Here is a 12,608-nt window from a genome sequence, read left to right on the forward strand (position 1 = left end):
TTGCTCCTTGCCAGGGTCTAAAGGACGTTGATCTCGACAGTGTCGGCAAGCGTGTTGGCGATGAAGCAGTAGCGGTGCGCGCGATCCTGCATGTCCTCCAACGTCTTGTCGTCGACCGAGAAGCCGGTATCGAAGCGCACCACCGGGTGCAGGTCGATACGCGTGACCGACATCTGCCCCTTGGGGTTCTTGCCCAGATGGGCAACGGCATGGTCGTGATAGCTGGCGACCGGCCAGTTTGCCTTCGCGGCCAGTGCCAGAAAGGTCATCATGTGGCAGCTCGACAGGGCCGAGGCGAGCGCCTGTTCGGGATTGGTGTTTTCCGGTTTGCCGCCCCAGTCCGGGGCGGCATCTGCTTGCACTTCGTAGCTGTTGTTGTAGCGCACGACATGCTCGGCCGAGTATTTGCCGGGCAGAAAAGCCGGTTCAGCGCGGTGCCAGTGCAGTTCGATCGAAAGGTCGGACATGGCTGTGTTTCCCTGCCTTGGCGTTGCGATCAAGCAGCGGCAATCTTCTTCTGCGGATCGTAGAAAGGGCGATCGACGATCGTAGCGCGCTCTGTTCCGGCCTCATTGACGAGCCCGGTCCTGTTGACGACCTCCACCTCTGCACCCAGGGTGGCATGCTCTGCGGCGACCATTGCCAGCGCAATGTTCTGTTTAAGGCGCGGCGAATAGACCGCCGAGGTGACTTTACCGATGGTCACGCCATTCTTCCGGATCGGCCAATACGAGGTGTTCGGTCCGTTCAAGGGCGTACCCTCGATGATCAGGCCGATCTGTTTGCGGCTGACCCCTTGCTCCTTGATCCGGCGTAGAGCGGCCTTGCCGATGAACTCGGCCTCGATGTCGAGGTTCACCAGCCGGTCCAGCCCAAGCTCGTAGGGATTGGTGTTGATATCGGCATCGGCGTGATAGGACAACATGCCACCTTCAATGCGACGGATCGACGAGGTGTGGCCCGGCTTCAGGTTGAATGGCTTGCCGGCCGCCATGATCTTTTCCCACAGCTCGTCGCCGCGCGATCCGTCCTGCAGGTAAAGCTCATAACCCAGTTCGCTCGACCAGCCGGTGCGCGATACGATCAGCGGAATGCCGTCCAGCTCGACCTCACGCAGCCAGTAGTACTTGAGGTCCATGATGCCGTCGCCGAAGAGCGCCTTCATGATCTCTCCGGATTTCGGGCCCTGCAGCTGCAGCGGCGAGACATCCGGTTCGCCAATTGTCACATCCAGCCCCGAATGCACGGCCACACCCTGCGCCCAAAGCAGGATGTCGCTGTCGGCAAGCGAAATCCAGAAGTGGTTCTCGGCCAGACGCAGCAGGATCGGGTCGTTCAGGATACCGCCCTCGGCATTGGTGATCAGCACGTACTTGCACTGCCCGATCGCCATCTTCGACAGATCGCGCGGCGTCAGCATCTGCACGAATTTCGCAGCATCCGGGCCGGTGATCTCGACCTGACGCTCAACCGCGACATCGCACAGGATCGCGTCGTTCACGAGGTTCCAGAAGTTTTGTTCCGGATCGCCGAAGTCGCGCGGGATATACATGTGGTTATAGACCGAGAACCCCTTGGCGCCCCAACGGACGGTCGCCGCGAAATACGGGGATTTACGGATCTGCGTTCCGAAACCGAATTCGTCGGCGTGCTTCGTACCAAAATCGCTTACTTTCGTCATCGTGTTTGCCCTTGCTGGCGGGTCATTCCCAGACCGCGCGACCTCGTCTAACTTGGCGAGGTTCTAGGGGCATTCAGGATGAAGATTCGGGCCAAAGATTCATGCTAGAGAGACCGAACGGACTATTTTTTATTGGGAGTTCGGACCGTTTGGTCGATCTGGTAACCAAGCGGGTTCCGCTGGGTCACTTCCCGGAATCGGCCAGCAGGCGGGCGAGATTCGGCTGAACCGATTTGACCTCGCGCGTGACGATATAGGTCATGTATCGGTCGATCCCGAGTTCCGCCGACAGCATCTCGTCCATCAGGGTCTGGAATGCCGAAAGACTGGTCGTTACGACCGTCATCACATAGTCCATCCCGCCGCCCGTCGCGACACAGTCAGTGATCTCGTAAAGGCTGCGGACATGTGCCTCGAAGCGGTCGAAATCCGTCTTGCGGTGACTTTTCAGCGAAACGGTCACGACGACCTTGGAAATGGCCACGATCTTACCGACCGCAACATCCGCATGGTACCCGCGGATCAGCCCCGCAGTCTTCAGCCGGGTAAAGCGCGCCCAGCATGGCGTGGGCGAAAGCCCGGCAAGTTCTGCCAGCCTGGACTTGCTGAGCTGCCCATGTTGCTGCAGTGCGCAAAGGATGCGAATGTCGGCGGCGTCGAGGGCGGTCGATTTCATTCGTTCGCTGCTTTCTCACATCGACGTTTCCAGAGAACGTCTGTTGCCCAAGAATACAAATTTCTGAATTTCTACCTATTCAAAGGCTCCGATGCCAATCGTCAATTTGTGCTTTCGCCTCCTGTCCTATGCGTAAACCGAGACGCGGTTACGGTCCAAGAACAACCGACTTCTGAGCCAAAACGGAAAAAGGTGACTTTCCGATCGCAGCTGACGAAGACGGCCCTCCTCCGACATCCAATGTGACGGTTGTGGAGGTCGACTTTCGGTCCGCACCAGGATCGCGTTGCGCTTTGCCATTCCTGGTCCTCCGGTTCTCAACCATAACGGTGGACCAATTCAGTTGGGGAGGTTCATGTCGCAATGGGTCCCGGTGGTATGACCAGATGGACCGATGATCAATCGCTTGCGTTGCCTGAAATGACGCGCCAGACTACGCGGCACTTGGGGGGCGGTCGGCGCCATAGGCACCGGCTGCATTGGGGGAAACGCAATCAGCCTTGACGGCATCTCCGGGGAAATAGCCGCAGCATGTGTCCAGCCCCTGTGAATCACAACCATCCTCGTGGCTTCATTATTCCGATCGGAGGCGGTGAGGATCGCGTGAAAGAGCGGCATATCCATCGCCGCTTCGTCGAGCTGTCGGGCGGCAAGGATGCCGATATCGTGGTCATTCCAACGGCGTCGGAACTTGAGACGACGGGGCCGGACTACAACCGGATCTTCCGCGATCTTGGCGCTTCGGCGGTGGATTTCCTGCCGATCAGCCGCCGTGCCGATTGCGACAATCCACGGTATCTCGACATGCTCGATCGGGCCACGGGCATCTTCCTGACCGGTGGCAACCAGTTGCGGCTGTCAACGATCCTCGGCGGCACCGGTATCGCCCAGAAGATCCGTCGCCGCAACGCCGCGGGTGTCGCCGTGGCCGGCACCTCGGCCGGGGCGTCGATCATGTCGGAACATATGATTGCGGGCGGTGACAGCAATTCCGCCCCCGTCGAGGGCGCTGTCAGCCTCGCGCCCGGCATCGGCCTGACGAATGCCGTGATCATCGACCAGCATTTCACCGAGCGGAACCGGCTCGGGCGGCTCTTGACCGCGTCGAGCTACAATCCCTTTCTGATTGGCCTCGGCATCGACGAGGATACCGCTGCCTTCATCGGGCCTGATGGCGTGTTCGAGGTGGTCGGCTCGGGCACGGTGACGGTTGTCGATGCCTCCGGTCTTACACATTCCTCTATGTGGGACGCCTCGCCCGGTCAGGCTTTGACTCTGCTTGGGCTGAAGGTTCACGTGATGGGGGAAGGTTGCCGCTACGATCTTGTCGGGCGGCACGCCTATGCGCCGGATGAACACGCAGCATTCTGCACATTGCCTAACGAAAAGGTCACGAAGAACTGACCGCACGACCTAAGGGAGGAACTCCGCAATGAAGATCGTTTCGACGAACGTGTTTGTCGGTCCGAACGTGTGGGCGGGGTTTCCCGTCATCCGCTATGTCGTTGACCTTGGCGTTCTGGAGGACTGGCCATCAGCGAAGATCGGCGAAGACTGGATCAACGCACTGGTCGAGGCGCTTCCGGGGCTGCATGAGCATGGCTGTTCCTACCGCGAGCCGGGCGGCTTCATCCGCCGCCTGAGAGAGGGTGAGGGCACTTGGCTCGGCCATATCGCCGAGCATGTCGCGCTGGAGATTCAGGGGGTTGCTGGGTCGGAGGTCACGTTTGGTCGCACGCGGTCTACAGGGGTGCCGGGGCAGTACAACCTCGTCTACCAATACCATCAGCGCGATGTCGGGCTGGAGGCCGGGCAACTGGCGATCCGGCTTCTGATGCACCTTCTGCCTGACCATCTGAAGTCACAGGTCGACTACCAGTTCGACCCGGAATTCGACTTCCCCGACGAGTTGAAAAGCTTTGTCCTCATGGCGCAGCGCAAGGAATTCGGACCCTCGACCGGGTCGCTGGTCAAGGCGGCGGAGGATCGCGACATCCCGTGGATCCGGCTTAACGACAATTCGCTGGTGCAGTTCGGGCATGGCAAGTTCCAGCAACGGATTCAGGCGACGATCACGAGCGAGACGAAGCATATCGCGGTGGAAATATCCTGTGACAAGGAAGACACCCACAACATGCTGAGCGACCTCGGCCTGCCGGTGCCGCAGCAGCGTCTGGTCTATTCGCCGACGCAGGCCGTCCGTGCGGCCAAGCGGATCGGTTTTCCGGTCGTGGTCAAACCGCTCGACGGCAATCACGGGCGGGGCGTGTCGATCAACCTGACCGAGGACGCGCAGGTCGAAACCGCATTCCATGAGGCCAAGGCGCATTCCAAGAGCCGCGGCATCCTTGTCGAAAGTTTCGTCACTGGCATGGATCACCGTATGCTTGTCGTGAACGGCGAACTGGTCGCGGTGGCCAAGCGCGTGCCCGGCCATGTCGTCGGCGACGGCAAGCATACGATTGCCGAACTGGTGGAGATCGTGAATTCCGACCCGCGCCGCGGTATCGGGCACGAGAAGGTGCTGACCAATCTCGAACTCGACAATCAGGCAGAGCGTCTGATGGCGGATGCCGGGTACACCGCCGAAACCGTCCTTCCGGCAGGCGAGACTTTCTACCTGCGTTCGACCGCGAACCTCTCGACCGGCGGCACGGCTATCGACATGACCGATGTCTGCCACCCGGACAACAAGGATATGGCGGAACGCACGATCAAGTCGGTGGGCCTCGATGTCGGCGGGGTCGACTTCCTCACCTCGGACATCACTAAAAGCTACAAGGATATTGGCGGCGCCATCGTCGAGGTTAACGCCGCGCCCGGCTTCCGGATGCATGTCGCGCCGTCCGAGGGCAAGCCGCGCGACGTGGCGGGTAAGGTCATCGACATGCTCTTTCCTAAGGGGCGGCAGGCGCGCATTCCGATCGGCGCGATCACCGGCACCAATGGCAAGACCACGACCAGTCGGATGCTTGCCCATATCATGAAATCCTCGGGCAAGATCGTCGGCATGACCTCGACCGACGGGGTCTATGTCGATGGCAAGCTCACGGTGAAGGGCGACATGACTGGTCCCGCCTCGGCGCAGATGGTGCTGCGCGACCCGTCGGTCGACTTCGCGGTGATGGAAACGGCGCGGGGCGGGCTTGTCCGTTCCGGCCTCGGCTATCAGCGCTGCGATGTCTCGGCCTGCCTCAACGTCGCTGCCGATCACCTCGGGATGGGCGGGATCGACACGCTGGAACAACTGGCCGTCGTGAAGCGCGTCGTCGTCGAGACCGCGACCGATACGGTCGTCCTGAACGCCGACGACCTTCACTGCCTGCGCATGGCCGATTTCTGCAAGGCCACGCATATCTGCTACGTGACGACAAATTCCGACCATCCGCTGGTGAAGGAGCATATTCAGGCCGGGGGCCGTGCCGTGGTGCTGGAAAAGGCCATGAACGGCGACATGATCACGATCTATGCAAACGGTCTGCACATGCCGGTTCTCTGGTCGCACCTCATCCCGGCCACGCTGGAGGGCAAGGCGCTCTACAATGTGCAGAACGCGATGTTCGCCTGCGCGATGGCCTATTCCTTCGGACTGGATCTCGACAATATCCGCCACGGGCTTAGAACCTTCGATACCTCCTTCTTCCAGGTGCCGGGGCGGACGAACGTCTTCGACGAACACCCGTTCAAGGTCATCCTCGACTACGGCCATAACCCGGCGGCGATCTCGGCCATGGCGGGGCTTGCCGACCGGCTCGACGTCAAGGGCCGCCGGCTCGTTGTCTCTGCCATGCCGGGGGATCGCCGCGACGAGGATATTCGGGATGCAGCCCGGGCACTGGCTGGCCACTTCGATCACTACTTCCTTAAACCGGATGATGACAGGCGCGGACGCGGGCCGATGGAAGTACCCGAAATGATCCGCGAGGAACTGCTGAAACAGGGCGTCGAGGAGGAGCGGATCACACTTGTCGAGAGCGAGGCGGACGCCATCGACATGGCGCTGAACGCGGCGCAGCCCGGTGATCTGCTGGTGGTCTTTGCGGATGAACTGGCCCGATCGTGGAAGCAGATCATCTACTTCAAGAAGGCCGAGCGGGAGGCCATCGTCATGGCCAAGCCATCTCGTGTGGAACGCCCGGCCCCCGAGTTCGAGGAACTGATGTCTGCCACGGATCAACTGATCCGCGACGAGCGCGGCGTGCGCCTCGCGCGGGTCGAGAACGAGGAGTCGGACTGACCGGGGCGCAGTGTCATGCAGTCCGACGCGTTGCAGGACGTTTTGGATATCCCGGTGCCGGACCATCCGGCACTGGTTCTGGATGGCTGCCGCAGGCTGCTTGGGCCGAACCTTTACGGGCGGGAACCGGGCGCGGTCGGCGACGGTCTGGCCTCCAGTGTCGATCCGGATGTGATGCTGCAAGTGTGGGTGCGTCACACCCGTGACCTGCTCGACGGGCTGGGCTGGACGTCGACACCGATCCGCACCCGGCCCTTTGAGGGTGGCGCCAGCCTCTTCTTTCCCGCCGCAGTAGATCAGCTCTTTACCGCCGCCTTCATTGTCGAAGCTGCGTGGTACTACACGGCGACGGAACTCCTTGGCCTCGACGCGATACCGCGCGATCGGATGCGCGCCGACCTCGACCGAATAGCCAGGGCAGAAGCCAATCCCAAACTCGCCGCCCTTGTGTCAGAGGCCACGCAGCGCGGGGTGGACCGGCTCCTCGACGACGATGCGCTGACGCTCGGCCACGGCACGGGGTCGGACACCTGGACGACCACGGATCTTCCGCCATCGCCAAACTGGTCACGCCTGCATGACATTCCTCTCGCTTTGGTGACCGGCACAAACGGCAAGACGACCACCACCCGGCTGATCGCCGCGATGGCAAGGGCTGCGGGTCAAGTGGCCGGTCTCTCCTCGACTGAGTTTGTGCGGGTGGGCGATGATATCCTCGACAGGGGGGATTATTCCGGCCCGGCGGGCGCGCGGCTGCTTCTGCGCGACAAGCGGCTGGAGATCGGCGTTCTGGAGGTCGCGCGCGGCGGCATCCTGCGCCGGGGCGTGCCGGTCACGCGCGCCCGGGCGGCGGTCGTAACCAACGTCGCGGCCGACCATCTTGGGCAATACGGGATCAACACGGTTGCCGAACTCGCCCGTGTGAAGCTGGCCGTGCACCGGGCGCTCGCTCCCGATGGCGTACTGATCCTGAACGCCGATGATCCACAGGTGGTTGAAGCGGCACGCGAAGCCGACGCGTCGAAAGCGTGGTTCTCACTCAGATCTGACAACGCCGAGATACGCGCCGCCCGCTCGCGCCGCGACCCCTGCGCCTGGCTCGATAACGATCAGATCGTCCTGGCAGACGGAACATCCGAAATCCAGGTGATTGCCGTCGCCGACGTGCCGCTGACCCTCGGCGGTGCGGCCCGTTACAATATCGAGAATGTGCTGGGTGCAGCACTGGCGGCGCGCGCGCTTGGCCTTCCCGATGCGGCTATCAGGACGGCGCTGTCGGCATTCCGAAGCGACCCGATCGACAATCCGGGTCGCGCAAATGAATTTTCGGTGCGCGGGGCCCGCGTCTTCGTCGATTTCGCGCACAACCCGCATTCCATTGCGGCGGTAACGAGCGCCCTTGCCACCATTCCTGCGCAGCGCCGGTTCGTCCTGCTGACCCATGCCGGCGACCGGTCGGACGAAGACATCCGCGCACTGACCCGCGGCGCGTTCCAACTCCGACCCGACGTCGTCGTGGCAGCAGAAAACCCGAAATACCTGCGCGGTCGTCAGCGCGGAGAGATTCCCGCGCTCATCCGCCAGCAATGTCTCGACCTCGGCTTGACGGACAGTCAGGTCATTCTGGCTGACAGTCCTTCACATGGTGCCAGCCTGATCGTCGAAAAGCTGGCACCAGGCGACGTGGCCTTACTTTTGGTCCATGACGAACGGCAGAAAGTCGTATCAATGTTGCAGGTGTGACTGAGGGTCAGGTTTCGTAATGACAACGGGACGGTTGCCGCGAGAACGATACCGGAGAGGAAGACCTTCGGACATCGGTCGTATCGGGCCGCCACGCGCCTCCGTCCGACTGGAACGACCAGCGCCACACGGTCTATTCACTCTGATTGACCCTCTCCAACCCTCGCGCCGCGAAAATGGCAAACGCAGACTATGGCCGATTTGAGCGTCCGTTCTCGCTGCCCTGGCGGTCTGTGCAAACGCCCCCTCCGCGCAAGTCGCGGAAAACGCGCGACTATCCGGGGTCAACCTCGCACCGTCTCGAATTGCGGAACTGGGTGGCTGGGGCGGTAGGATTCCCTCCCCATCGTTGAGAAACATCGAGAACCGCCAGCGACCGCCAAAACTGGGGCACTAACTGGGGCATTCTGGGTGGCGCTGGGCGATGCCACCGGCTGCACCCTGCTGCCCTGCTACCACTGGTCCCAGACTGCCACCTAGGGCCACTCTCTGGGCCGCTGGTGGACGGCGGAGTGGTCTGGATGGGGGAGGCTATGGTGAGGAGGAGTGGTCGTCTAGGGGCGGCTAGGTGGGGCGGTGTGGGGGCGGTGAATGTCTGGACTGCGGACAGAACCGCCCATTGCATGTTAAGGTGGCTCGACATGCCGACTAAGGAGTGGAACCCATGCCTCTGATCGACATTCACGTTTTGGAAGGCGTCTTCTCCGAAAAGGAAAAGGCGCAGCTGATAAGTGAGACGGCCAAAGCCTTCGGAACAGTGGCTGGCAAAACGATGCAAGACAACACGTCTGTCCGAGTTCACGAGGTAAGGAGCGGGCATTGGGGCGGGGCTGACGGTGTTTGGACAACCGAAAGTGCTCTGGAGTTGAAGGCCAAAGGTTAGCCCAGTACGCACAGGGCTCGGAGCGGACGCTAGGCCAAAACTGCTCAATGGCCCCTATGCGGGACGAAGCTGCCGTACGATACCAAGCAGCGTTCCTGTTTGATTAAACTTCGCTTCGCAGACAAAACACACTTCGGATGTTCGACGGCGTCTTCAAAGAGGGAAGAAGCGGACTCGGCGAAAGAATTCAAAGTGACACCTTGTATTGCGCTTCACTAGAATGACGTACAGCGACCAAGCATGGAGAATCATCGATGCAGCCGTCCGGTATCTTGCGCGAACTGCTCGGAAGGTTACCCCGGGATATCGTGATTGATCCTGAAGCGCCGAGTTACGAATCTCTACGTCGCGTCTGGAACGACATGATCGACCGTCGACCATCAGCCATCATTCGACCGGGCGACGTGAAGCAAGTTTCGGAAGTTGTCCGACTGGCGGCAACCACTGGCCTTCCTCTCGCTGTACGGTGCGGCGGTCACAGCTTTCCCGGCTTTTCGACCTGTGACGGCGGCATTGTTCTAGACTTGTCGAGGATGAACACTGTTTCGGTCGACCCCGAGGCGCGTCTTGCCAATGTTGGAGGTGGTGCTCTCCTGAGAGACGTCGACAGAGCTACCGCCAAATACGGCCTCGTAGTCCCCGCCGGAGTAGTGTCGCATACCGGTGCTGGCGGCCTGACCCTAGGTGGCGGTATGGGTTGGACGTCTCGACGGTTCGGGCTGACGATAGACAACCTCGTTTCTGCTGAAGTCGTAACGGCAAATGGCGAAATTCTCGAAGTCAGCGACTCCTCCCATCCGGACCTGTTCTGGGGCTTGAGGGGAGGTGGTGGAAATTTTGGGATCGTGACAAGGTTTCAGTTCCGTGTGCATACACTCGGTCCAATTTCAGTCGGAGTTTGGAACTATGCGCCGACAAGGGTTGCAGAGGCTTTGGAAGGCCTATCCGCACTTGCTAAACGTGCTCCACGCTCGCAGACCCACACCATAGGACTGACCAAATCGGGGCTCCGCGTGACAGCGTTTTACAACGGACCCGACGGATTGGGTCACGAAAGTGTTGCACCCTTCGGAAATCTAGCGGGACCCGGAGACGGCGGTCTCGAAGACATGGACTTCTTAGAACTTCAGAGCAGGAGCGACGATTTCATGCGTTGGGGGAGACGCTATTACGGCAAGGGCGGTTTCTTCGGAGATCTGAACCCCGGAGTTATCCGCGAAATGGCGGATCTGAGCAGTAATGCTCCTAATGAGGACTCCGAATTCTTCATGATTCATCTCGGAGGTGCGGTGTCAGATGTCTCTGACGACGCGACAGCCTATACTGGACGCCAGGCAGAATTCTTTTGGTTGGCACAGGCGATCTGGGATGACGCTCTGGAAGACGAGCAGTGCCTTTCCTGGGGACGCGAGGCGGGCCAAAGGCTTGAAGCCCGCTCTCAAGTCGGTAACTACGTAAACGAGCAGAGCGATGTTGGACAACGGGTTTCTGAGCTAGCGTATGGAAAGACCAAGTACAATCGACTGGCGGCACTGAAAGCTAAATACGACCCAAGCAACCTCTTTCGCTTGAACCAGAATATCGCCCCGGCGCACGGCGTTTCAGAACCGAATAGAGACCAAGCAACTTAAAACTTGTGCAAAGGCACTAAGGGCTCAAAGCAGCCATTCGCTGCGGGGCAGCACCAGCAGCCAGTATGAACGCCTGCTCTTCGGACGTAACTGAAGTAGACTCAAACCTGCTCGGGAGGAAGATGCAAGGAGTGCCTTCCCTTCCCTATTTAAGCATTCGAATCGCAAGCAAAGTTTTGTTGAGACGCTTATTTGTATTGGACGCGCCAGTGTGCGACGCCCGCAACGCCGCCTCTTGCGGTTCGATAAACATGTTCCTGTAAAACTCTGCGGCTTTGCTGGGATTGCCTGATTCGAGGCTTTCCGCGATTGCCAATGAAGCTTCAAATACGGCGTTCATACTGGAAGCAGCATCTTTTGCGGCATTCTTTTCAGCTTCCGTGGCGGTCTTGCTTCGATCCACCGTCGCTGCCGCGCGCGACACCTCGAGCTTCTGATCGTCAACGTTGTTACGTATAACATAGCTATTGCTGACCGAATTGTCGCCGTACGCGTCGACAACTAGCCAGCCGCCCGAAGAGGCAATTATGCTGTATGCGACATAATGATCAACGACCCTGGCTGCCCTTTCGATATTCTGGAATGCCTGAACAACGGGTGCGTCGCTCGACGCGCTTGCCGCCAATGCGGCTGGAGATTCCTGCGCAAGGCCAAGCGCAGGGGATACCAACAAGAATACCGAGGTTAGTGTGACGTATCCTAAACGGGTCATTGCTAATTCCCTCATCAGCAGTTGCGTAACAGCATCCTTCGATCTCGCGACCATACCAAATATGATGATGATTATTAGCACGAGCCCTTCTTGCTGAACATTTGGCAGCCAAAGTGAGCAATGACCGCTTTGAGCCCGGGAGCCACCGTTGGACTATTATCGCGTCACCGAACTCCGGGTGTGTTACGATGTAACATCTTTTGGTGGTGGAAGGGAAATGGATATGTCGGATGGACACGCTGGCCACTGCCTTTGCGGAAATGTGGCATACACCACCGGCAGCGAACCCCTCTGGGTCACGATCTGCTACTGCCGGTTTTGCCAGCGCGCCACAGGTTCGGACCGAATGATTGAACCGATCTTCGAACGCCAGCACTTTGTGTTCACCGAAGGCAAGGCGTCGGTCTATACACTCCCTTCGGAAGGTAGCGGAAAAGACGTAAACGTTCACTTCTGCTCGAGTTGCGGAACCAAGCTTGCACTGACATTCGAGCGCTGGCCGGATCGGTTGGGCATCTATATCGGCACTCTTGATGATCCGAGTTCGATTTTGACCTCGCCCGAGAACAGCAAACACATTTTTGTCTCCGAAGCACGCCCGGGAACTATCCTTCCGGCGGGCTTCAAGACCTTTGACCGTCATGCCACCGAAAACGACGGGACTGCAATAGAACCGACTGTACACACATTGCCGTATTTGGTCGGGCGCTGAACTGTTCCATCAGCCTCGGCCCAATGTCTGCAACGTCCGATGTGCGGCCATTCGGTTGGCCAGTACGCCGCGAACCCCGAGCCAACCCCATGAGCCCCGCCCAGCGCCTCAGAGACGCGCCACGGTGCCACGCCGCGGTCAAGCGCACCGGAGAGGTGCGCAAGGCACCGGCGATCAACGGGTGGGCCGTGTGCCGCGTTCACGGCGCGGGTGGCGGCGCTCCGCGCGGCAAGGCGCACTGGAACTGGAAGCACGGTGGACTTGCCCGGCTTTGGTGGAGAGCGTTTAGCTCACTTCCCGGGCCTTTCGCTCGAAGGCGATGGGGCTCTGGAA

Annotated in this window: 10 protein-coding genes; 6 read left to right on the forward strand and 4 right to left on the reverse strand. The window is 60.1% G+C overall.

What is annotated here, in order from left to right; genetic code table 11:
- Window positions 1-17: 17 nt before the first annotated feature.
- The 3 genes from QKW60_RS12220 to QKW60_RS12230 all read right to left on the reverse strand — a co-directional run bounded on the left by QKW60_RS12220 (window position 18) and on the right by QKW60_RS12230 (window position 2,357).
- Window positions 18-467 (reverse strand): OsmC family protein, encoded by a 450-nt coding sequence (locus QKW60_RS12220; protein ID WP_282369046.1) that lies wholly within the window; start codon window positions 465-467, stop codon window positions 18-20.
- A gap of 29 nt (window positions 468-496) precedes the next feature.
- A complete protein-coding gene (locus tag QKW60_RS12225) occupies window positions 497-1,681 on the reverse strand; it encodes a glycine cleavage T C-terminal barrel domain-containing protein (protein WP_282369047.1) in 1,185 nt (394 codons plus the stop codon).
- Window positions 1,682-1,865: 184 nt separating this feature from the next.
- Complete coding sequence (locus QKW60_RS12230; RefSeq protein WP_282369049.1) at window positions 1,866-2,357, reverse strand: Lrp/AsnC family transcriptional regulator; 492 nt, start codon at window positions 2,355-2,357, stop codon at window positions 1,866-1,868.
- 531 nt (window positions 2,358-2,888) lie between these two features.
- Between QKW60_RS12230 and QKW60_RS12235 the strand changes: the two genes are divergently transcribed.
- The 5 genes from QKW60_RS12235 (at window position 2,889) to QKW60_RS12255 (ending at window position 10,851) form a co-directional block, all read left to right on the forward strand.
- A complete protein-coding gene (locus QKW60_RS12235; protein WP_282369050.1) occupies window positions 2,889-3,761 on the forward strand; it encodes a cyanophycinase in 873 nt (290 codons plus the stop codon).
- Window positions 3,762-3,789: 28 nt separating this feature from the next.
- Entirely contained in the window at window positions 3,790-6,594 is a 2,805-nt protein-coding gene (gene cphA, locus QKW60_RS12240; protein ID WP_282369051.1) for a cyanophycin synthetase, read from the forward strand.
- Between the two features lie 15 nt (window positions 6,595-6,609).
- A complete protein-coding gene (locus QKW60_RS12245) occupies window positions 6,610-8,337 on the forward strand; it encodes a Mur ligase family protein (RefSeq protein WP_282369053.1) in 1,728 nt (575 codons plus the stop codon).
- Between the two features lie 664 nt (window positions 8,338-9,001).
- Window positions 9,002-9,220, forward strand: coding sequence for a tautomerase family protein (locus QKW60_RS12250; protein WP_282369055.1), 219 nt, complete (start codon window positions 9,002-9,004; stop codon window positions 9,218-9,220).
- 254 nt (window positions 9,221-9,474) lie between these two features.
- Window positions 9,475-10,851 carry an FAD-binding oxidoreductase gene (locus QKW60_RS12255; protein ID WP_282369057.1) on the forward strand — a complete coding sequence of 459 codons (1,377 nt, stop codon included), beginning with the start codon at window positions 9,475-9,477 and terminating at the stop codon, window positions 10,849-10,851.
- A gap of 145 nt (window positions 10,852-10,996) precedes the next feature.
- Here the strand turns inward: QKW60_RS12255 and QKW60_RS12260 are convergent, their stop codons facing one another.
- Window positions 10,997-11,644, reverse strand: a complete 648-nt coding sequence (locus tag QKW60_RS12260; RefSeq protein WP_282369058.1) for a hypothetical protein — start codon at window positions 11,642-11,644, stop codon at window positions 10,997-10,999.
- Between the two features lie 67 nt (window positions 11,645-11,711).
- On the opposite strand from QKW60_RS12260, the gene QKW60_RS12265 reads away from it, so the two are divergent.
- Window positions 11,712-12,275 (forward strand): GFA family protein, encoded by a 564-nt coding sequence (locus QKW60_RS12265; protein ID WP_282369059.1) that lies wholly within the window; start codon window positions 11,712-11,714, stop codon window positions 12,273-12,275.
- The last annotated feature ends 333 nt before the right edge of the window (window positions 12,276-12,608 follow it).

Origin of the sequence: Albidovulum aestuarii (assembly GCF_029961185.1) — a bacterium.
Classification (GTDB): Bacteria; Pseudomonadota; Alphaproteobacteria; order Rhodobacterales; family Rhodobacteraceae; genus Albidovulum; species Albidovulum aestuarii.

Bases quoted from the DNA above. Each gene is read 5' to 3' on its own strand.
- QKW60_RS12245 (WP_282369053.1), top strand. From the start codon at position 6,610: ATGCAGTCCGACGCGTTGCAGGACGTTTTGGATATCCCGGTGCCGGAC.
- cphA (WP_282369051.1), top strand. From the start codon at position 3,790: ATGAAGATCGTTTCGACGAACGTGTTTGTCGGTCCGAACGTGTGGGCG.
- QKW60_RS12225 (WP_282369047.1), bottom strand. From the start codon at position 1,681: ATGACGAAAGTAAGCGATTTTGGTACGAAGCACGCCGACGAATTCGGT.
- QKW60_RS12230 (WP_282369049.1), bottom strand. From the start codon at position 2,357: ATGAAATCGACCGCCCTCGACGCCGCCGACATTCGCATCCTTTGCGCA.
- QKW60_RS12220 (WP_282369046.1), bottom strand. From the start codon at position 467: ATGTCCGACCTTTCGATCGAACTGCACTGGCACCGCGCTGAACCGGCT.
- QKW60_RS12250 (WP_282369055.1), top strand. From the start codon at position 9,002: ATGCCTCTGATCGACATTCACGTTTTGGAAGGCGTCTTCTCCGAAAAG.
- QKW60_RS12235 (WP_282369050.1), top strand. From the start codon at position 2,889: ATGTGTCCAGCCCCTGTGAATCACAACCATCCTCGTGGCTTCATTATT.
- QKW60_RS12255 (WP_282369057.1), top strand. From the start codon at position 9,475: ATGCAGCCGTCCGGTATCTTGCGCGAACTGCTCGGAAGGTTACCCCGG.